The organism is Actinomadura chokoriensis (assembly GCF_039529475.1).
GTDB classification, from domain to species: Bacteria; Actinomycetota; Actinomycetes; order Streptosporangiales; family Streptosporangiaceae; genus Spirillospora; species Spirillospora bangladeshensis.
Map to the genome: position 1 here is coordinate 1 of NZ_BAAAMW010000042.1, position 21,000 is coordinate 21,000.

The following is a 21,000-nucleotide window of genomic DNA, read 5'->3' on the forward strand; positions in this document are numbered from 1 at the left end:
ACGGCCCGATCGACCTGTTCATCCTGCGCGCCGGTTCGGGCGTGTGGACGTGGGGCGACATCCACTTCCGTCCCGCCCAGTTCGCCGCAGCGCACTTCACCGTGCGGACGCTTCCCAACGACACCGTCATCGCCATCCGCCGCACTCGGTGACACGACTCCGGGTTCCTGCCGCCCTACAGCGACGTGGAAGGAAGAGGGCGACGTCCTTGAAACCACGTGTCCACCACACGGAGCCATCGGATGTCACAGCCAGTGCCTCGATGCAGGGATGGGCGTTCGTCCAGGTGCGTGCGGTGGCGCCCATGGCGAAGGCGGAGGTGGCGAGTGCGTCGACGTCGGTGAGGTGCCGTCCGACCAGGGTGATCGAAGCGAGGGCCGTGGCGGGGCGTCCGGTGCGGGGGTCGATGATGTGGGCGCCGCGTTCTGCGGTGCCGGAGGTGGCGACGGCGAGGTCGTGTCCGGTCACGGTGGTGATGAGCCGGTCGCGGTGATGTGGGTCGGTGATGCCGATCTGCCAGGGGTGTCCGGGACGGGCCTCTCCGCGCGCCTGGATGTCGCCGCCGCCGTTGACGCAGTGGTCGCGGGCGCCGGCGTCGTGCAGGATCGTGGACGCCCGCTCGACCGCCCACCCCTTGACCAGGCCGCTGGGGTCGAGCCGTCCACCGGGGCGGCAGGTGAACGCTCCGCCGGTGAGGTGCTCCAACCTTTCGCAACGGCGCAGGACGTCGGCGACGTCGGGATCGCATTCGCCGACCGTGAGGCGGCCATCGGCGAGGCGGGTGATCTCGCTGTCGGGCCGGTAGGGGGAGAACACGCGGTCGACGTGGTGCAGCCAGGCGAGGGCCCGTGCCAGCGCCTCGGTCACGGCGGGGGAGGGGCACGTGCGGATGTCGAACGTGACCACCGTCCCCATCACGTGCTCGACGTGGCGGATCGCCTCAGGCATGGGCGTGGTCCAATGCGCTTTGCAGGGACGTGATGTACCCCTCGCTGGTGTAGGTCGCGCCGGAAACGGCGTCGATGCGGGCGCTGCCCGCCGTGACGGCCTCCTTGGTGAGCCGGGGGAGCGCCATGGCGGCGATCTCCCGGTCGCGGCCGTTCTCCGAAGAGGCGCGCAGCACTCGGACGGCGGTGAGCCGGCCCTTCGACATGGTGATCTCGACTTGGACGGGCCCGTACCGGGTGTCGACGCTCTGCCCCCGGTAGGTCCCGTCCGCGGTGGCCGCCGTCCCGCTTCCGCTCGGCGGGTGCGGTTCGGGGACGACCGGGCGCGTCACCGAGATCGCCTGGTGGTGCGGTTTCAGCGACAGCAGCAGGATGACGCCCGCGATGGTCGTCCCCGTGGTGATCGTGGCTCGGCGCATGCTCGGCCTCTCAGAACTCGAACGACTCGGTGCGGATGTGGCGGCGCCGCACGCCGGCCTGGCGCAGGGCCCGCAGCGCGGCGGCGGTCATGCCGGGCGGCCCGCACAGGTAGACGTCCCGGTGCCGGACGTCGGGGACGACCGACCGCAGCGCCCGCCCGGTCAGCGGCAGGGAGTACTCGGACGGCTCGTCCACGAAGTAGTGCACCCGGGCGCCCCGCGCGGCGGCGACCGCGTCGAGCTCGCGGCGCAGGGCCAGGTCCTGCGGGCGGCGGGCGAGGTAGACGAGGGTGACGTCGCCGGGGAGCGTCTCGAACAGGGTCCGCAGCGGGGTGACGCCGACGCCGCCGGCGAGCAGCAGCGCCCGGTCGTGGCGGGGGCGCGTGCCGGTGAAGCCGCCGTAGGGGCCCTCCGCCCACACCCGCGTCCCGGGGCGGAGCCGGGCGAGGGCGCGGCTGTGGTCCCCGGTCTGCTTGACGGTGATCCGGAGCCGGTGCCCGCGCGGCGGCTCCGACAGCGAGTAGGGGTTGGCGGCCCACCACAGGCCGGGCGCGAGGAACCGCCAGCGGAAGAACTGCCCCGGCTCGGCGCGCAATCTGCCCAGGTCGCGTCCGGTCATGTAGACGGAGACCACCCCGGGCGCCTCGGAGTGGACGGCGGCGACCCGCAGCCCGTGCCGGAACCCGCTGATGACCGGTGTGAGGAAGCGGAACCAGGCGAGGGTCACGGCGACCCCGATGTACAGGGTGTACCAGGCGGCCCGCGCCCAGGCGCTGCCGACGAACTGGGCGCCGTTGGCGAGCTGGTGCGAAAAGGCGAGGAAGATCGCCAGGTAGGTCGCGAAGTGCAGGTAGTGCCATGTCTCGTACGGCAGCCTGCGCCGCGCCGCCCGCGCCGAGGTGATCCCGACGCCCAGCAGCAGGACGAACCCGGCCGTCCCCTTGAGCATCTCGGGATAGTCCAGGACCACGGACACCGTCTGATGGACGACGTCCGTGCGGGACGTCACCGCGTAGCCCCAGATGATCAGCGCGACATGCGCCATGACGAGCCAGACGGTGTACCGGCCGCCCATCGCATGCCAGCGCGCCAGCCGGTCGGTGCCGACGCCCCGTTCCAGCGCGGGCACCCGCGCCATCAGGGCGAGCAGGACGGCGCATCCGTAGCCGGCGAGGAGGCCGGTGATGCGTCCGGCCTCGGTCAGCCAGCCGTCCAACCCGGTGACCGAGCCGGTGCTCCGCCACCACAGCGCCACCACCAGCACGGCCCCCGCGTAGATCAGGACCTGCGGCCACGAGGACGGGACGCGCCACGCCGGACGCGGCGCCCGGGTGACGGGCCGCGGGATGTCGGGTCTGGTCACGGTCATGCCGGCCACCCTGCCAACGCAATTTCTGAGTTCCCTCTGACACCGTGGGGAAGACGCCCCTTCAGAACCGTTTCAGAGGAAACTCAGAGGTGGGAAAGGGATGCTGGCCGCACCATGACGAGTGACGAACCCGGGGCCGCGGGCCTGCGGCGGACCGACGGCACGCCCGTCCGGGTCCTGGTCGTCGACGACGAGCCGGACCTGGCCGAGGTGCTCTCACGCGTGCTGGCCTCCGAGGGCTGGGCGGTCCGCACCGCCGCCGACGGCGCCGGGGCGGTCGCCGCCGCCCGCGACTTCCGCCCCGATGCCGTTGTGCTGGACGTGATGCTCCCCGACACCGACGGCCTGCAGGTGCTGCGCCGCCTGCGCGCCGAGGCGCCGGAGGTGTGCGTGCTGTTCCTGACCGCGCGCGACGCCGTCGAGGACCGCATCGCCGGGATCACCGCGGGCGGCGACGACTACGTGACCAAGCCGTTCAGCCTGGAGGAGGTCCTGGCTCGGCTGCGCGGGCTGCTGCGGCGGGCCGGCCTGACCCGGCAGACGGAGTCCGCGCGGCTGCTCACCGTCGGCGGCCTCGCCATGGACGAGGACGCCCGCGAGGTGACCCGCGATGGGCGGCTCGTCGAGCTGACCCCGACCGAGTTCGAGCTGCTGCGGTTCCTGATGCGCAACCCGCGCCGGGTGCTGTCCAAGGCGCAGATCCTCGACCGGGTCTGGGACTACGACTTCGGCGGCCAGGCACACGTCGTCGAGCTGTACATCAGCTACCTGCGCAAGAAGATCGACGCGGGCCGGACGCCGATGATCCACACCGTTCGCGGTGTCGGGTACGTCCTGAAACCCGAGGCTTCGTGAGGGCCCCGCGCACGCTGCGGGCCCGGCTCACCGCCGGGCTGGTCGTCCTGCTCGCGCTGAGCTGCCTCGCCGTCGGGATCGCCACCGCGGTGGCGCTCGACCGGTTCCTCGTCGGGCGGCTGGACGAGCAGCTGACCGCGTCCGGCGGCAGGTTCCCCGCGAGCCTGGAGCACGAGCGCCACCGGGACGCCGACAACGGCCCGGACACCCGCGGACAGGCGCCGGGAACCTTCGGCGCCCGGCTGTTCGGGGGCTCGGTGACGCAGGCCGTGATCGTCCGCGGCGACGACGTCGAACCCGTTCCGCTCACCGCCGCCGACCGGCGCGAACTGGCGGCTGTCCCGCCCGACGGACGCGGCCGGTCGCTGTCGCTGTCGGCGCTCGAGGAGTACCGGATGGCGGCGGTGCGCGGCGACGACGGCGACGTGCTGATCACCGGGCTGCCGCTGCATCCGATCGAGGAGACCGTGCACCGCCTGATCCTGGTGGAGGCCGTCCTCTTCGCGGCCGTGCTCGCCGCCGCCGGGATCGCGGCGGCGGCCTGGGTGCGGCTGGCGCTGCGCCCGCTGCGCCGGGTCGCGGCCACCGCGTCCCGCGTCACCGAACTGCCACTGGCCAGCGGCGAGGTGGCGATGCCGGAGCGGGTTCCCGACGCCGACCCCCGCAGCGAGGTCGGTCAGGTCGGTGCGGCACTGAACCGGATGCTCGGCCACGTCGAGAACGCGCTCGCCCGCCGCCATGCAAGCGAGGAACGGCTGCGCCGGTTCGCCGCCGACGCCAGCCACGAACTGCGCACGCCCGTCGCCGCCATCCGGGGCCATGCCGAACTCGCGCTGCGCACGCCCGAACCCGTCCCGGCTGAGGTGCGGCACGCGCTCGGACGCATCGAGGCCGAATCGGTGCGCATGTCCGAACTGGTCGACGACCTGCTCCTTCTCGCCCGCCTGGACGCCGGCCGCCCCCTCGACACCCGCCCGGTCGACCTGACCCGCCTCGTCCTGGACGCCACCGCCGACGCCCGCGCCGCCGGGCCCGATCACCGCTGGGAACTGGTGCTCCCCGAGGAGCCGGTGACCGTCACCGGCGACGACCGGCGCCTTCACCAGCTGATCGCGAACCTGCTCGCCAACGCCCGCACCCACACGCCGCCCGGCACTCACGTCACCGTCCGGCTCGCCGCACGCGGCGACACCGTCGTCCTGGAGGTCGAGGACGACGGCCCCGGCATCCCGTCCGACCGGCGAGACGAGATCTTTGATCGGTTCGTCCGCGCCGACCACGGCCGCTCCCGCACCGCCGGCGGCACAGGACTCGGACTGGCGATCGTCCAGGCGGTGGCAGCCGCGCACGACGGACGCGCCGAACTCATCGCCGCCAACCACACCATCTTCCGCGTCACAATCCCCGCCACGGGCTGATGAATCGCACCTTCCCGAACCGAGGACCTTGGTCCCTGCCAACACCGCGGCGGGCAAGGTGGAATGGAGTGGGGTGGGAGAAGCCCAAGAAAGGGACGGAGAAGCGGGAAGCCGTGCACTGTCCAACTCGAAACGCTGCCTAAGCGGCGGAGGACTTCTCCCGCTCCGCCCTGCCCGCGTTTACATGACCCGAATACCTGCATGTGGTGGTTGCCTTCCCGTTCTGCGTTGAGCGGGTGAGGGCACCGGGGGATCCAGCGGCATGGGGAGTGGCGGAGCTTCGCGCGGGCGACGCCGGCGACCGGCGGGATCGTGTGATGAAGAGGTTCAAGGAGTCCAGAGGTGCCTGTCATGGTGCGCCTCTACCTGTGGTGCCCTATCGCGATCGACAGCAGGTTCCAGTAAGCGGTGGAGTGCGGGTCACCGCCGATGTCTGGAGCAGCGAAGACCTGCTTCAGCGTGGGATAGGTGTCGTTGACCGCATTGGTTGTTTCAGCCCGGCGGAGTACGCCGTCGGCGTAGTCAAGGGTGATCCCCGGGTTCAGCCTCATGGCCGCGGATTGTGCCGGGTGGGCTGAAGGTGTTGGGCTGTGTGAGGAGAGCCTGTACCTGCGGTTCTTCGGGCTCAACCGCGCGGTGGCGGGTGAGGTGGTCGGACGTGTCTGCCGGGCGGGCGGCGCTGATCATGCGGCGCTGGGCGCCTGGCTGCACGGTGACCACCGGGGCGTCAGGACCCTGCTGCTGGAGCACCTCGGTTCGCTGGCCGCGCCGGCGGGCTGGTGGCATTGCGGGCCGACACGCTGCCGGAGAATAGCGCGATGCTGCGCGTGTTCGCCGACGCCGGAATGGCCCGGCAGCGGACGTCCGGGGGTGTCGTTAACCTGACGATCCTGCCAGCGGTGCACCCGGCAGCAGGTGAAGGCGACGATGAGCGCGTTGGATAATGCGAGCCAACTCATGATGCGGTGACGATCGCAAGTGCGTCGGGCACAGGGCCTGAGAGAGCAGGCGCCAGCGAACACCCCGCGGCGGCACCACTAGCCAGTGGGCCGACGCTGGCGATGTACTGGTCAGCCCGCGCGGTGGGCAGCTCGCCCTCCAACTCCGCGACACCCTCCCAGCATCCAGAGCGTGATCGAGGAGACTCGTCAGCGCGCACGTGCGGAGGCTGGCGCCGGGTAGGGCCGACCGGGCGATTCCCAGTGGGATGGCCAGGGCCAAAGGCCGCCCCTTGCCGGGCCTATGGCCTGTGTCCGGTGCCGTACCGGGCTCGGACGTGAACGCCGTACGGCTTGCGGGACGGCAACGCGCTCACGCAGTTTCTTGGCGGTCCAGCAACTCATTCGGGTCCGGGTCAGTGACGGGAAAACCGGAACCGTCGAAGACCACGGCGTCGGCATCGGCCAGTGCGTTGCGCGACAACCGATAGTGGTGGACGCATAGATGGAGGTCCAGGGGGTGCCCGTCGTGACCGATGACCGGCAGGACGGCAACTACGGCCGGTTTGGCGAGGCAGCAACATGCCCGATTCGCCAAGGCCGGTACGCGGGATGGGGTGCGGGTACGTTTCGCATCAGAATTGTGGTTGGTCGCGATGCCGCCTGCGAGTCGGTTAGGGCGCTGACTCGGAAACCTGATAGCCATGTTTCTAGCGTGTCCCCGGAGCGCTTGCCCTGATAGGGCCGTCCTTACGCGATCGCCAGGACCAAAGACCCGTACAAGATCTGTGGCGGTCATGACTCTGGTACGGGGCTGCCCTCGCCCTGAACGCAGGGTCGACTGTGTTACTACTCGGCGCAGTCTTGTGGAGATCGATACTGGCGACCGCGCTCGTCGGCGATGTGGCTGCCGTGCACGGCCAGCCGCTCAACCGCCCGCCTCTCAGCTGGGTGATTCTCAACTGCCTGGGCACCAGGTGCACTAGCAATGCGTATCTGCCTCAGACGGCCTTCAGATAAGGGCTGCCTTCCTCCGCAGCCTCTGCTGGTCGCCCCGGTCACACCGGCGTCGACGGCGCACCCACCTCGCCCTGGGCGGTTAGCGTTGGACCGACGGCCATTGATCAACCCAAGATCGACAACCGAGAACTCGCCGCTCAACCTGCAGAAACAGGATCACGCGGAATCGGTGAGTTCGCCAAGGCCCCGACGCTGCCGGCTGCGGTTTGGCCCCTGGAGACCGGTCCGGTCGACGACGTTCTTGACATGCCGGGCCTGTCGGCGAACATGCTGCTGACCTGCTCGTCAGCAGGAAGCGGCACACTGGAGAACGGCACAAAACGTGCAGTGGCCCCCGCGATCGCACGGCCGGATGCGGACATGTCGCATATAAGCGTGCACGATCGGCCAGGATGACCTGTTCAGGGCCAGATCGGATCGACTGAGTCGGCGTTAAGATTGCTCCCGTGCGGTGTGAGGCGAAGGCTGCTGGACTGCAATGGTTCAGGCGGAGTGACCCGGTCATGCCGATGGTGGCGCCGTGCTCGCGTCCCCTTGGCCGTAGGCTGATTCGAAGGAGGAGCGTGCGTGGCCGTGTCCGGCATCGTGCCCGGCTTTCGGCCTGACGGCCACCTGCCGCAGGGTAGGTACCGGGTCGACATGGCTCAGGCCTACGACCTCCTGGTCGGTCATGAACGCTTTGCGACGTCCCGGACGCGCGGACCGCTCTGGGACGGGTTGACCAGCTACCTGTTGATGTTCGAGGGCCTGCAGGAACGCTACGCCGAACTGGTTGATGGGCGGGAGCTGATCAGCTTGCTCTGGTTGGCGGGCAGCTATGTCAGTGCCAAGCTCGACCCCGGCGATATCGATGTGACCGTCTTCACGAACGCTGAGGTCGTCGACCTGATCAAGGGCAAGCCGGGTGCCAAGTGGCTGATGGACGCCTTCCATCGCGAGAAGATGGGCGAGAAGTACAAGCTTGATCCATTTCAGGTCAGCTATCGCGCCGTGCCGCATGCCTTCAACGTCACGGGTATGACACCCCTGGAAGCCGGTTACTTTCGAGACAGGGGGCGGTACGACGACTGGTGGCAGCGTCTGCACCCGTCGGACACCGTGGACAAACAGGCCCCGACGATGGACTCTTGCATGGCGGCGAGAGGATACCTGGAGGTGACTCTGTGAGCGGCGACTGGCGGCAGCGTGCTCGCGAGCGGGTCAGCGCCCAGGTCGAGGCGGACCTGCAGGAGTACTTCGATGACGGCGATGTGCTGTCTGAAGATCAGTTCGACACCGCCATGAGGGTCAACCGGCTCCGCGCATTCCAGGCCATGGATCCGCAGGCTCGGCTCGACGAGGAGCTTACCCTCCGTTTGATGGGTGAGACCCTCCCCGAGGGGATGCTTCTGGTCGGCGTCGCCGACCCGATCCTCCGACGTCTGCAAGACATGATCGACGCCCTGGTCGGCACCAAGGTGCAACTGGGCCTGGCTGCGCTCTCGCCTGGTAGTACCGTCCTACATCTTCGGCCCGTCTACCAACGCGCGGCACCAGCGCCGGCCATCGCCCGCGAGAGAGCCGAGTTCGGCGAGGATTCGGGGGAGCGTCAGCTCGGCGAGTCCCCGGCCGATCATGCAATGGAGCACATTCTCCGCCTCGTTGCTGCGGCCGAGTCGGGTGAGGATCTTCATGGTCCCCCGGGGGCAATCGCCGCATTCGAGAAACTCGTTGCCACCCTGGAGAACTCCGCGATCGATGTCGACTTCGGTTGGTTTGCCAGCAGCGGGTTGGTGCGGAGGGGCAGCCTCACCAGTCAGGGCCGAACCTACACCCAGAGGAAGATGCTTCCACAAGTCAGTCGCAGCCAGCACATGATCAGCGGCTACATCAGAGAACTGAGCGCCCCGTCCGGCCAGGGCCGAATCGTGATCAAGCCGTCATCCCGAAAAGGGTCCACGGTCAAGATTCAGATCGACTCCGACCAGCTTGTAAGTCTGGGACTCGCCTTCGGTGAATGGGTCTCCATTCGGGTGACCCGCGAGGAACGGACCGATCCGCTCACCAGCCGGGTGGCGGTCAGCGATACCTTTCTCGAGCTCCAAGAACGCAGACGGGACCAGTAGCGAGGAGAACGCCCTGCCCCAAGACTGCGCACAGCGCGCGCGCCCGATCGCGCTGGCCCCATGACCATTGCCGCGCTGCGGGCGCACCGGCACGGGCCGTGGGCTGAGATCGCCGCCTATATGGAGACTGGTACTGCGCCAGCAGTTGCGTTCTCACCAACGTCAGCGGTGATCCGGCCAGCTGACCGCCGACGCCCACGCCAGCGTGCTCCCCAGGGGCGCCGACACTGCCGCCGAGAAGACCACCACGTATTGGCTGCGGGCCGGGTGACGGGTGTGCCTGGTACCCGGTGACAGACAGCGTCTGGTCTGAGTCCTGTGCTGTCCTGCCGGGAAGGGTTATCCGAGCATCAGACCGTGTCCGCCGCCGAAGGATTGGCTGTACGTCGGATCGCGATTGCGCGGCGGTGGCCCGAGGGCGATGTGGGCCGGAGCCGGTCGCGCTTACCTTCGCTACCGCAGGTACTCGTCGGCCAGCGATGGGAGATGCAGTGGCAAGGGCAGGGTGGAGGCGATGTCGGTATGAAGGGCGGCGCGGCGCAGCGCTTGGGTGTAGGCGGCCCAGGCGCGCCGGTCATCGTCTGGCTGGACGAACGCGGCAACGATCTCGATCGGGTTGTTGTTGCTGCCCTGTTTTAGGGCGTTCGTGCTCTGGTCTGGGTCGAGTTTGGTGACCGTCAGCGGGGTTTGCATCTGGTCGGATCTGGGGTTGACGGCGTAGTAGACGTGGCCGTTGAGAGGGTAGACGCCGCTGGTCCGGCCGTATGTTTCCTCCTTGGTACCGAGTCCTCGTGGGACTTCCTCTTGACTGTCGCGTTCGCGGATGCGGAAGACGCGCAGGCCGGGACATTTCGCGGGCGAGAGGTGTTCGACGCTGTCGTCGGAGGGGCTGAGGCCCGGAAGGACGAGTCTGTCGGGGGTAAGGTACTGGTCTTGGAGCCAGTCCCACCCGCGGGTGCGGAAGCTGCTGGTGCGGATGAAGACGGCGCGGTCGTGGGTGGCGTGGTCGATGCCGAGTGCCGCAGTGAGGAAGTCGGCGATCCGGGTTCGGAAGTTGCCGTTCTTCGATCTGGGGAGTCGCCCTTGACCGGCGGTGAGCGCGAGGGGCAGGTCGGCGTACGGCAACTGTTCGGTTCCGTCGTCGGTAGCGAGTTGGGCGGTCGCGGTGCCGTCGCCGGCGATGCGGACGACGATGGGGATGTCGGCGCCGTTGCGGGTTTCGAGCCAGATGCCGATCAGTTCGAAGTCGCCGGTGATGCCGGGAGGAGCAGGGAGCACACCGATGCGCCCAAGTGAGCGGAGTGCATCCTGCACGGCTGCGCTGGCGCGATGGATGTCGCCCAAGGCGAATTGGGTGCCAGGCAGAGTCTTCTTGACCCGTTTGGCGTCGGGTTTCGGGACGTAGAGGTTGATCGGGTGTATGCATTGCAGGCGCCGGTTCAGGGGTGGGAACGCCTGCTTGAGGGTGCTGTAGGGGTCCTCCTTGTTGACCGCCTCGAAGTAGGCCGGCTTACGGATCTCGACAATGGCGGCGCGGCGGTCGCCGCTTCTGCCGATTATTTGGCTGATGTGCTCGATGCGATGGGCGGCCTGGGCCCCCTGCTTCTCACCTTTGGCGGGCCGGGGAATCCCTGCGGCAATGTCGTGCTGCTCGCGCAGTTCCACCGTGAGCTTGCAGGAGCCTGTGTAGCTACGGGACTCGATGATCTCGCCATCGTCGCCGGTGCGGGTCGTTGAGGCCGTTTCGGTGTAGCCGAGATACTGAGTCACCGCCGCGAGCAGGGCTTGCCGGGTGACCGGGGACTCCGTCCACAGCTCCAGGGTGTAGGAGGCGTGGGTGTCCGCGACCGGGCGGAAGAGGCGAGGGACGGTGGTCTTGGCCTCCTTCAGGTCGGCTACCGGCCGGATTCCCAGCGGCTCCAGGATCTCTCCCATGCTGGTGTGCAGGTCGTAGTGGTCGACGGGGAGGAACCCGGTCTTGGCCGCGTGCAGCACTGATTTCGCTGCCTTGTCGTCGGTGTTTTCGTCGTGTGGGGCGCTGAGCTTGGTGCCGGCGGAGTAGAGGATGTACGCGGATACCGGCTGGTCGATGTGGGCGGCCGGGGCGATGACGACGTCGTTCGGGTCGGGGAAGGCATGGTGGGTGAGGTGCGCCAGGGCGTGGGCGAGTCCGGGATCCCAGGCCCACCGGTACATGCCGTCGACACGGCGTCGCCCGATGCCGGCGCTGATGAGAGTGGGCTGCTCGGCCGCGCGGAGGTAGCCGGAGTCGGCGAGAAGCCAGAGTGTCAGGTTGGGCCCTCTGCCGCCTCTGCGGGGCACGTACCGGACAGGCTGGAGGGGGAAGCGGACGGTGCTGAGTTCGGCGTGGATACGGGCTCGGCCGTGGCTCGGCACGGTCTCCACATGGAAATCGATCTTCGGGGCCCACAGGCCGGGCCCGAGTTTGGGGTCGTCGAGGTGTTCGGGCGGCCACCAGATGGCGGATCGGTGGCCGGAGTTATCGACCGGGCCGAGGATGAACGGCCGGTGTTCACCACGGATCTGCATTCCCATGGCCGCCACAACGCCGGCGAGGTGTCCCGGCAGCATCCGGAATACGGCCGGGTCGGGCTTCGCGGTCCCGTTGGGGTGGGTCTGGGCGGCCAGGAGATCCAGTTCGGTCCGCATCCAGTCGGGGTCTTCGTCGTCGAGCAGGTCAAACCAGTCCAGGTCTGGCCGATCGGGAGTGACGCGGGTCGAGGCCCAGACCGCGACCGCGGTGCGGAGGGTCAGCCGGTCGACGCGGGCGTGGCTGATCAGCCAGTGCTCATCGTCGAGCTGGCTGGCCACGTGGATGATGTTGGGGTCGAGGGTGTCGAGGAGTTCGACGAGGGACCAGGTGGGCAGCCTGCGGTCGTCGCAGCGGGGTGCCTGGCTGCGGATTCGTCGCAGCCACGATGCCGGGAACTTCGCGGTCAGGCATTCGACCGGAAGCGATGCTCCGGGAGCGATCTCGTAGGCCAGGAGTCGAAGGTGGTCGTAGCGCGGCATCAATGCCCCATGTCTCGATTGCGGAACAGGTCGCCGAGTAGGTCCCAGGTGGCTTCGGCGATGGCGTGGTCGCGGATCTCCTCCGGGGACGCGGTGTCGGCGGGCTCGGCCAGCAGCCGCGTCAGGTGCTGGTCGGCCGCGACGATCAGGCTGGTGCGCGGGGTGTCCCCTGCCTGCTCGTCTGGGTCGGCATGCCGTGGAGCAAAGGCCGCGTCCGTCAGGATCACGTGGGTGGGCTGGTGTCCGCGGATGCTGCGGCCGATGGTCTGGCCCATCGGGACCAGGGCATTGGCGACGAACGCGGGACGCTCGGTCCGGTCGTCCAGCCGTCGGAAGAACACCGGACGGCTCATCAGGTTGTACCAGTCGGCTCGTGCCTTGTTGCCCAGTTTCTTCGCGGCCTCGGCGACCGAGGACAACGGCATGGAGGACCCGGCGGGGTCCAAGAGGTGGGCCATGGCGCGCTGATTGATGAGGGAGAGCGGAAATCTGGGGTCGGTGGGCGGCGGGTGGATGCGCGCCAGGTAGAACACCGCTCCGAGAGCGGCGGTGCGGTTGGCGTTGAGGATGTTGTAACCGCGCTGGATCGCCATCTCCGCAGCGACGAGGATGTCGTCTCCCGACTCCGGGAACTTTGTGATCATGCGGCGGTGGAGACCGTACTGGCCCGGGTCGTCGGCGTCCGGGGTCACATTGCGGGCGCTGTAGGGGGTGCGCAGGTTGATGTGTTCGGCCACCAGCTTTGCTTCGGCGCCGCTGAGCACGACGAACAAGACCTGCTTGCGGTCCTCGGCGAGGTCGGCGCGGACCTGCTCCAGCAGGCTGACCACCGCGCCGGGACGGGGCAAGCAGATCCCGCTGACGAGTTGCCGCAGGGCATCGCTGCGTTCAGTGCCCTGTCGGCCGGACACCGCGATCGCCTTCCTGCCATCCGGGCGCAGGCTCTTGCGGAACCACAGCTTGCTTCGAGCCAGTGCTTCCCGGTCCTCCAAGGGTTCGCGGAGGACCGCCGAGGGTGCGATCGGGACGTGGTAGAAGGACGAGCCCGGCGCCCAACTGGTGGCCGAGGTGAGAATGACGTGCGGTCCCTGGATGCCTTCGGGTTCCAGGAGGTCATGCATGTGGTGCAGGAGCCACCGGCCGACGCCGCGGATCCACATCACCCGCAGCGCGCCGGTGTCACCCAGCCGGTTGGGCAGCCATTGCAGCGCGAGCAGGTTCCCCATAGGGGCTTCGGGGATCAGGGGCTGGTAGTCACGGGGAGGCTGCTGCCGCCAGAAGGTTTCCTCGTCGTCCAGCGGCAGGGATTCGGCGACCGCTGGGTAGAGCGTGGACATCTCGAAGAACGACGTGGTGATCCGGCTCGCCCAGAAACCCGCCTGCAACAGCATTGTGAGCATCGCGTTGTTCGCCCGGACATGATCGTGCTTCCCCTGCGGGGCGTGTTCCATCAGCCAGTCGCTGATCAGCTCGTCGATGGCCTCCTCGTCGGGAATATCTGCTTGAAGCGCGGTGACCATCGGAGCGATCGCGTCAGGGACCGCTGGGAGGACGCCTTCGGCGAGGATCTCCAGGTGCTGGCGGAAGAAGTCGTCGGCGGCGTCCTCGATCGCGGCGTTGTCGTCCATGCGCTTCAGCGGCAGTCCGTGCATGATCCGTGCGACCTGGAGTAGGAGCGAGAAACCGGTGAACGGTGCTTTGCCGATCACCTCGTACAGGCCCTCGTCATTCAGGACGAGTTCGTAGAGCTTGTCGATGGCGTGCTGGTGGATCCGGTCGTAGTCGTTGAAGCGCCTCACCTTGCGGTCGCGGAGCTGGCGCCGGCCGACCCGGTCGAAGCCGCCCACTTTGCCGATCGTGGTCCGGTCGGTCCATCCTTCACCGGGGGCGACGAGGGTTTCGTATTGCACGAATCGGTCGTCGAGGTCCTGCTGGACGTTGTCGGCCTCGTCAATGATGATCAAGTCGCTGTGGTGCTGGCAGGCTTCCAGCCACCGCATCTTCGCCTCCGCCGGCTCGGCCCGGCTGGCGACCAGACCGGGTGCCGTGGTCACCCACACCTTGGCGTGGGCTATCCGTCGCTCGGTCTCCTGGTGCGGGCAGACTGCCAGTAGCGGGCAGTCATGAAGCTTGTCCTTCCCATCGGTCGACCGCAGTGCACCGCGGCAGGGAAAGCTGTCGGGTGTGAGAGGCGCCCACTCGGGATGGTTCGTCTCGCGCAGCGGGTCGAGCAGGCAGATGGTGTTGACGAAATCGGCCGCCGGGTCCTGGGCCGCGGGGAAGACACTTGCCGAGGTCGCCAGGGTCGAGCGCCAGTAGCGGGCCGCGTGCTCGGTCCTGCTGTTCTTGCCGACCAGCGGCACGGCGTCGATCCCGACACTTTGCAGGAACGACACCTTGGCGTAGACATCGGTGACCGACCCGACCACCAGAGTGACGTGGAAGCCCTTCTCAACCCGGTCCCCGATGATCAGATCGGCCAACGTGGACTTGCCGCTGTTCATCAACCCGACCATGTGCTCGACCCCGTCGATGCCGAAGGACGCGGGCATCTCGACGAGCTTGCCGGTGTCCTCATCGACCGTACAAAAGACGATCTTCCCCAGGCGGTCGACCCAGTTCCGGTTCGCTATCTCAGGCTTGTCCGCGAGCGCCCTGTCGAAGCGTTCGGCGACCTTCGCCAGGTCGTCGTCGAAGCTGATGCGCCAGGCTTCGCGCACCCGCTGCCGTCTGGGTGTCAGCGTGAGCGGCGGCGGAAGGACCTCGACGTCCTCGGGGATACGGACGCGCTCCTCGACTTTGTCGCGACGAAGGAACGTGTAGAACTCGCCAGGTGCGGCCTGCGGCCGGGGCGGCTCGAGCGTATAGGGCACCGGATCGGTCAGTGCCGCCTCATAGTGACCAAACCGCTCCGGGCACACCGAAGAGGGGCGCGGGACGAAGCAGGTCTGATCGTTGACCTTCTTGGCCGAGTCGTCCGTTCGCTCGAAACCGCGGACCTCGATGGGAAGCCGACGGTAGAGGTCGAGGGACAGCCGCCAGTAACCACGCCGACCCATGTCACCCATCCGGTGCCGGAGCCTGCGCACCTCCGGCTGAAGGCCGGGCTCCACGACCACATACCCGGACAGAATCGGCCACAATGCCCCGATCGGCTCGCCCTCGAAATGGCGGTGCAGAAAGTAAAGGCCGAGTTCGAGTGCCGCCAGGTCACGCGCAGTCAGACGCCCGTCCGGTAGGACACCGCCGGCTTGCAACTCGGTCACCAGTTCGCGGCACCATGACGAATGGTCCCTCACCGCTCCGCCACCTCCCTTGCCTTGGCGATAACGCGCGCGACGAAGGCGTCCTCGCTTACCACCGAGACGCCTGACACCCGCCCTTGCAACTCCGTCGTCAGATCAGCCACATAGCCAGGCTGATCGGCACGATGTTCGGGCAACACCAGGAACCGCCGGTCGCACGGCGGATCGGTTCGCCAGGTGAACCCGAGCCCCAACAGTCCCGGACTCGACTGGTCCTTGGCGTCGGCGCCCCACACCTCGGCCACATCGGATCCGGACAGGAACGACACCCGGATGTCGTAGGCGTCCAGGCCCGGCCATGGCTCCACGCTGATAGTGCCCTCAGCCTGCACGTCAGCGAGCCGGTCCAAGACCCTCGCCTCTACCAGTCCAGGATCGTGGAAGAACCTCCGCGTGGCGCGGTGCTGGACGTAGTAGCCACCCACCGCTTCGATGTTGTAACTCGTCCGGTTCCCCGAGCACCCCGCAGTGCCGCAGTCACCGACGCCCCGTTGCATCGGATTCCCGCATCCGTCGCAGACGCCGATGGCGACCGGCCCCTGAACCGCCCTGCGCGTATATGCCGCCTGGATGAAACGCTGAACGATCGGCTGACCGTTGCTGCCCCGCTTGGGAAACCGGCTGACCAGACGCCGTACCTGCGCTTCGGTCAGGACCGGCTTGTCGATGAGGAGCCGACGAAGCTCGCAATAGTGTGCTTGGACATCCTCCTCATCCTTGGCATTCATCTCCGCCACCAACATCAGCTCACGGAACACGTGGTTCTCGACGAGCTCGGCTTCAACATCCCGCACCGACAGCCGCGCCGCCTGCTCGGCCAGCGGCGTCAACTCGTCGTCATCGAGCAGGCTCTGCTCCAGATCGGCCACAGACAGACGAAGCCCGATCGGCCACTCGCTGAACGGTGTCCGGCACAGCTCGAACAACGCCAAATCGCTCCGCGGCGGAACATGCCCGGCGGTATGGAACCGCCACCACAACCGTGTCATCCCCGACCGCCACGGCACCGGAAGCAACCCCTGCTCCGCCGACGTCCGAGTGAGATACTCACCGGCATCCATACGCCGCCGATCGTCCCTGATACGCGCTAGCCCCGCCGCCAGCAACATGACGGTGAGGTAATCGCCATCTCCTTGCCGGAACGACGGCCCTTCGGCCCAGCCGACGTCCCCGTCGGCGCTGGACAGCTCGGCCACAGTCTCGTTCTCAGGAATGGTCACTCTGACACCCGCCTCATCACGAGTCCATACGCGACGTCGACTGGAATAGGCGGCGCATCACGCCGAGCGCCCAGCAGATGCGCCGATGCTTCTATGTGATCTCGAAGTGGTCGCCACGCCAGGCTGACGACTCGATTCCTTGTGTTCGACCTCCAGCCGGTGCGCTGACGCTGCTGTCAGGCCGGCTGAGCGCAACCAACGTACGCCGCACCACCGGTAGATCGCCGGACACAGACGAAACTGAGGCGTTCAGTGCCTATGATTCACCGTTATGGCCATATTCATCATCAGAAGATCCGTTCTGATGATGAATACTCGGCAGGTGCGATTGATTGGAACCTGGTCCGGCCGGGCGGTCTGCCCGCCTCGCACACGCGTGAAGTGGACGCCCGTGCCTGTCCCGGTGCGGAAGAGGTGTGCCGCCGCCTCGCTGCGTTCATGCGGCCGCAGTGCCGGAGTTTCGGCGTACCCTCCTCCTGATCGCCCATCAGAGACAGACGCAGAACCACAAACGTGTTGACGGCGGTCAAGCGATGAAGGCAGTGGACGGCATGTCGCTGAAGGCGGTGCTGGCCGAGAGCGGCCCGCTGGCGCCGGAGGTCGCGCTGGCGGTGCTGAAGGGCTTGCTGCTCGCCCTGCCGCCGCGCACGACCTCCGGATCGTCCACTGCGACTACAAGCCCGCCAACGTGATCGTCCGCGGCGACGGTTGCAGCAAGCGGGGACCTTGGCCTCGTTGATCGTGCGCCGAACGGTCGTACAGCCCCGATCGCGAACGGGGGTTGAGCGAGAGGTGAAGGAACGGGGCGATCGATGTGATGAACTGATCGTGGCCGGCTCGCATGAACCGGACGAGATGCCGGTGGGGTCGAGCGCCATGCAAGTGCCCGCTCGTGCGGATCGGCCGGTCGTGATCGCCCGGTCGGCCGACCCGCGCGACGGCGTGATCGTGGTCGGCGTGGACGGTTCCGCCGGCACGGACACGGCTCCGGCGTTTGGATTCGAGGAGGCGGCGCTGCGCGACTGGCGGCTGCGCGCGGTGTACGGATGCTGGGAGCCTGGCGCGGCGCCTGGCGGCAATCTCTCGCTGGTCGGCGACGAGGACGAGCTGAGCCGCGGGATCGGCGCCGTACTGGAACGCGCCGTGGCGCACTAGCGCGTAAAGTACCCGCAGGTGAGGGCCGCGAAGTCGCTGGTGGCGAAGTCGCCACGGGAGGTCCTGCTGGAGGCGGCGGAAGACGGCTCGTCCGGGCGGAACCGTGATCGTCGACCTGTACGTGCCTGGCCGTGGCCCTGTCATCATCGACACCTTCGGTCCCGGTTCCGCACTGGGGTGGTCGTGGTTGTTCCATCCTTACCGGTGGCCTCTCGGGGCGTCGCGACGACCTCTGACGGGCAGTCGAGTTCGACGGATGCCTCGTCCGGACGCTCTGTGCTGTAGACCCGCCATGGGCTACGAACTGACGCGCCGCTTCGCCGGCCTGGTCGTGGAACGTCTGGAAGCCGCCCAGCCACAGCTGTCGGAACGCTCCGAGGAAATTGCAGCGTGTGACGTCCCATTCTTCTCTCCACCCGGAACCGAAGGCGAAGCGGCGTCCTGTTCCGGGAGACGCCAACGCTGATCCGCCCGGCGGCGGTAGCCACTGCCGCAGTACGCTCAGGAGGACCTCAGACGTGACGATCGTCGCCCCGGTGGCCTCGCTGATGCGGCGGCCGGTGATGAGCTCGCGGTGGCCGCTGTCTCACGAACGAGACCGATCCGGCGTTCTGATCAACAGCAGTATCCACACCTGTGGATGACGGAGACAGCGGCATGGATAACTGCGCCACCTGCGGCTTGCCTTCGCTGGAGTCCTGCTCGGCACATGATCGCTGGGCGGGGGCAGTGCACCGCGTCAGGGGGCTGGTGCGTCGGTGGTCGAAGCCAGGCCCAGACCTTCGGGAGATCGCCAGAAGGAGCAGACCATAGAACGTTTGGGCCCGGTCCACATCGCGGCGTAGATCATTTCCCGCAGCGTGTCTGTTCCAAGGGTTCCCCAAGTCGGGATCGGAGGCCACCGACTGATGTCCATGGCGCCAAGGTCAAAGGTCCGTTCTCAATGGGGCAGAAGGCTCTGGGGGCTACCGGGTGGCTGGGGGAACCTCGAGGTGGGCGGCCCACTTTCGGGAGAGATGCATGATGAAGAACATCGTTCGCCGAACCGCGTTTCCCGTTCTCGTCGCTGGTGTCTATGCGGCCTTGATCCGTCCCCGCCTGCTGCGCTGGGGCACGACTGGGGAAGAGGAGAGCGCGTCGTATCCCGGTGACGATCTCATTCGACATGCGACCGCGCAGTCGACCATGGCGGTCTCGCTGCCTGCGCCGCCGGAGGAGGTCTGGCCTTGGCTGATCCAGATGGGATCCGGCCGGGCCGGCTGGTACAGCTGGGACTTCCTCGACAACGCCGGGGGTCGCAGCGCCGATCAGATCGTTCCCGAGTGGCAGGATCTGGCCGTCGGCGCCCGCATTCCCGCAGTGCCCAGCGGGGCCTTTCACTTCCTCGTCGAGATCCTTGACCCCCTGAAGACCCTGGTGCTGAGGTTCGACCTCGAACTCCCGTCCGGACGGTCGTTCGACCCGGGCGGCCCGATGCCCGCTGCGTACACCGACGGGATCTGGGCCTTTCACCTGAGGCCGCTGCCCGACGGCGGGACCCGGCTGATCATCCGGACGCGCGGCTGCGGCAAGCCGGCTGCAGCCGACCGGCTCGTGGGACGCCTCTTCGGTGAGCCTGCCCATTTCATCATGCAGCACCGGCAGTTCCGGAACCTTCGCCGCCGCGTCCGCCGGGCCGATCCGGCTGCTCAACCGACCGCACGGGACGCAGAGCAGCCGGACGGCGCGGGGACCTTCGACCCTGCCCCGCACGGCTCCGCCTGACCATGCTGGATATAGGACGAGACGAGATGTCAGGAGGCTTCCGATGAAGGCGAAGAAGGGCGACTGGGTAGTAGTCCATGGCCACCAGGTCGGGGAACCGGACCGTAAGGCGTTGATCACCGATGTGCGCGGCAAGGACGGAGCGCCGCCCTATGTCGTCGAATGGGACGACGGGCACACGAGCACGTTCTATCCGTCCTCGGACGCTGTCATCGAAGAGCACGCAGTGGCGCGCTCCCAGAGCTGAGATCCGCCGCAGCTGATGTGCGGGAGACGTGAGGAGAGCGCCTCCCGCACATCTCTTCGCCCGCGGGTCGGTGATGCGTGGACGGGACCTTCGGCCCTGGGGTGGGGCGTCACCGACACGAAGGCTGGGGATATGGAACTCAAGGAACTGCTGGGGGATGACGGCTCCGTCCCTTCTCGCACACGAATGCCGGACGATCTCACGTGACCGGCTCCAGCTGCCCGGGCCGGATTTCGTCGACCGGGTCATCGCCGTCAGCGATCGTCCACCGGCCGTGCTGCGCAACCTGCAGCATGTGTTCGACACCGGACGTCTCGCCGGCACCGGGTACCTGTCGATCCTTCCGGTCGATCAGGGGGTGGAGCACTCGGCCGCTGCGTCGTTCGCGCCGAACCCCGATTACTTCGACCCGGTGAACCTGTGCGAGCTGGCGGTCGAGGCCGGGTGCAACGCGATCGCGAGCACGGTCGGTGTGCTGGGCATGACCTCGCGCCGGTACGCCCACCGGATCCCGTTCATCGCCAAGCTCAACCACAACCAGCTGCTGACGTACCCGAACTCCTACGACCAGGTCATGTTCGCCTCGGTCGAACAGGCATTCGACCTGGGCGCGGTCGCCGTCGGCGCGACGGTCTACTTCGGCGCCCCCGAGAGTATGCGGCAGCTTCAGGAGGTGCGCGAGGCGTTCGCGCACGCGCACGAGCTGGGCATGTTCACTGTCCTGTGGGCCTACCTGCGCAACCCCGCGTTCAAGCAGGACGGGACGGACTACCACGTCAGCGCCGATCTCACCGGGCAGGCGAACCATCTCGCCGCGACGGTCGAGGCCGACATCGTCAAGCAGAAGCAGCCCGGGAACAATGGCGGCTTCTGGGCACTGGGCTTCGGCAAGACCGACGACCGCGTGTACGACGAGCTCACCACCGACCATCCGATCGACCTCACCCGCTGGCAGGTCGCCAACTGCTACCTGGGACGGGTCGGCCTGATCAACTCCGGTGGCGCCTCGGCGGGCGGCCGGGACCTGGCGAAGGCGGTCCGCACCGCGGTGATCAACAAGCGGGCGGGCGGCATGGGCCTGATCGTCGGGCGCAAATCGTTCCAGCGGCCGAGGGACGAGGGAGTCGCACTGATCCACGCCGTCCAGGACGTCTACCTCGATGAGACGATCACCGTCGCCTGACCAAGCATCCCGCCCGGGCCAC

Annotated in this window: 16 protein-coding genes; 9 read left to right on the forward strand and 7 right to left on the reverse strand. The window is 67.9% G+C overall.

Annotated features, from left to right (window positions below; all coding sequences use genetic code 11):
• Positions 1-126 precede the first annotated feature (126 nt).
• Genes ABFX46_RS41300 through ABFX46_RS41310 form a run of 3 tightly spaced genes read right to left on the reverse strand, consistent with a single transcriptional unit; the run spans position 127 to position 2,735 of the window.
• Complete coding sequence (locus ABFX46_RS41300) at positions 127-948, reverse strand: FAD:protein FMN transferase (protein ID WP_346049753.1); 822 nt, start codon at positions 946-948, stop codon at positions 127-129.
• Positions 941-1,366 carry an FMN-binding protein gene (locus tag ABFX46_RS41305; RefSeq protein WP_346049755.1) on the reverse strand — a complete coding sequence of 142 codons (426 nt, stop codon included), beginning with the start codon at positions 1,364-1,366 and terminating at the stop codon, positions 941-943. Before ABFX46_RS41305 ends, ABFX46_RS41300 begins: the two co-directional genes overlap by 8 nt.
• A gap of 10 nt (positions 1,367-1,376) precedes the next feature.
• The gene (locus ABFX46_RS41310) at positions 1,377-2,735 is read right to left on the reverse strand and encodes a ferredoxin reductase family protein (protein ID WP_346049757.1); all 1,359 of its coding nucleotides are present in this window, start codon (positions 2,733-2,735) and stop codon (positions 1,377-1,379) included.
• Between the two features lie 114 nt (positions 2,736-2,849).
• On the opposite strand from ABFX46_RS41310, the gene ABFX46_RS41315 reads away from it, so the two are divergent.
• Together ABFX46_RS41315 and ABFX46_RS41320 are read left to right on the forward strand one after the other, a co-directional pair.
• Complete coding sequence (locus ABFX46_RS41315; RefSeq protein WP_346049759.1) at positions 2,850-3,590, forward strand: response regulator transcription factor; 741 nt, start codon at positions 2,850-2,852, stop codon at positions 3,588-3,590.
• Positions 3,587-5,008, forward strand: coding sequence for a sensor histidine kinase (locus ABFX46_RS41320; RefSeq protein ID WP_346049761.1), 1,422 nt, complete (start codon positions 3,587-3,589; stop codon positions 5,006-5,008). The genes ABFX46_RS41315 and ABFX46_RS41320 overlap by 4 nt, the downstream gene beginning before the upstream one ends.
• Positions 5,009-5,370: 362 nt before the next feature.
• On the opposite strand, the gene ABFX46_RS41325 is transcribed toward ABFX46_RS41320, so the two are convergent.
• Positions 5,371-5,559 (reverse strand): hypothetical protein, encoded by a 189-nt coding sequence (locus ABFX46_RS41325; protein WP_346049763.1) that lies wholly within the window; start codon positions 5,557-5,559, stop codon positions 5,371-5,373.
• Between the two features lie 1,974 nt (positions 5,560-7,533).
• Here ABFX46_RS41325 and ABFX46_RS41330 point away from each other — a divergent pair.
• Both ABFX46_RS41330 and ABFX46_RS41335 read left to right on the forward strand, forming a co-directional pair.
• On the forward strand, positions 7,534-8,133 hold the full coding sequence (locus tag ABFX46_RS41330) for a DUF6932 family protein (protein ID WP_346049765.1): 600 nt from the start codon (positions 7,534-7,536) through the stop codon (positions 8,131-8,133).
• Positions 8,130-9,071 carry a hypothetical protein gene (locus ABFX46_RS41335; protein WP_346049767.1) on the forward strand — a complete coding sequence of 314 codons (942 nt, stop codon included), beginning with the start codon at positions 8,130-8,132 and terminating at the stop codon, positions 9,069-9,071. Before ABFX46_RS41330 ends, ABFX46_RS41335 begins: the two co-directional genes overlap by 4 nt.
• A 453-nt stretch (positions 9,072-9,524) precedes the next feature.
• On the opposite strand, the gene ABFX46_RS41340 is transcribed toward ABFX46_RS41335, so the two are convergent.
• Genes ABFX46_RS41340 through ABFX46_RS41350 form a run of 3 tightly spaced genes read right to left on the reverse strand, consistent with a single transcriptional unit; the run spans position 9,525 to position 16,629 of the window.
• The gene (locus ABFX46_RS41340) at positions 9,525-12,104 is read right to left on the reverse strand and encodes a pPIWI_RE module domain-containing protein (RefSeq protein ID WP_346049769.1); all 2,580 of its coding nucleotides are present in this window, start codon (positions 12,102-12,104) and stop codon (positions 9,525-9,527) included.
• Positions 12,104-15,370 carry a pPIWI_RE_Z domain-containing protein gene (locus tag ABFX46_RS41345; RefSeq protein ID WP_346049771.1) on the reverse strand — a complete coding sequence of 1,089 codons (3,267 nt, stop codon included), beginning with the start codon at positions 15,368-15,370 and terminating at the stop codon, positions 12,104-12,106. The genes ABFX46_RS41340 and ABFX46_RS41345 overlap by 1 nt, the downstream gene beginning before the upstream one ends.
• Positions 15,371-15,399: 29 nt before the next feature.
• Positions 15,400-16,629, reverse strand: coding sequence for a restriction endonuclease-related protein (locus ABFX46_RS41350; RefSeq protein ID WP_346049773.1), 1,230 nt, complete (start codon positions 16,627-16,629; stop codon positions 15,400-15,402).
• 533 nt (positions 16,630-17,162) lie between these two features.
• On the opposite strand from ABFX46_RS41350, the gene ABFX46_RS41355 reads away from it, so the two are divergent.
• The 5 genes from ABFX46_RS41355 to ABFX46_RS41375 all read left to right on the forward strand — a co-directional run bounded on the left by ABFX46_RS41355 (position 17,163) and on the right by ABFX46_RS41375 (position 20,978).
• On the forward strand, positions 17,163-17,321 hold the full coding sequence (locus ABFX46_RS41355) for a hypothetical protein (RefSeq protein ID WP_346049775.1): 159 nt from the start codon (positions 17,163-17,165) through the stop codon (positions 17,319-17,321).
• A 100-nt stretch (positions 17,322-17,421) separates the two neighbouring features.
• Entirely contained in the window at positions 17,422-17,784 is a 363-nt protein-coding gene (locus ABFX46_RS41360) for an adenine nucleotide alpha hydrolase family protein (RefSeq protein WP_346049777.1), read from the forward strand.
• Between the two features lie 1,020 nt (positions 17,785-18,804).
• Positions 18,805-19,548 (forward strand): SRPBCC family protein, encoded by a 744-nt coding sequence (locus ABFX46_RS41365; RefSeq protein WP_346049779.1) that lies wholly within the window; start codon positions 18,805-18,807, stop codon positions 19,546-19,548.
• 43 nt (positions 19,549-19,591) lie between these two features.
• Positions 19,592-19,795, forward strand: a complete 204-nt coding sequence (locus tag ABFX46_RS41370) for a DUF1918 domain-containing protein (protein WP_346049781.1) — start codon at positions 19,592-19,594, stop codon at positions 19,793-19,795.
• Between the two features lie 157 nt (positions 19,796-19,952).
• Positions 19,953-20,978 carry a class I fructose-bisphosphate aldolase gene (locus ABFX46_RS41375; RefSeq protein ID WP_346049783.1) on the forward strand — a complete coding sequence of 342 codons (1,026 nt, stop codon included), beginning with the start codon at positions 19,953-19,955 and terminating at the stop codon, positions 20,976-20,978.
• Positions 20,979-21,000 lie beyond the last annotated feature (22 nt).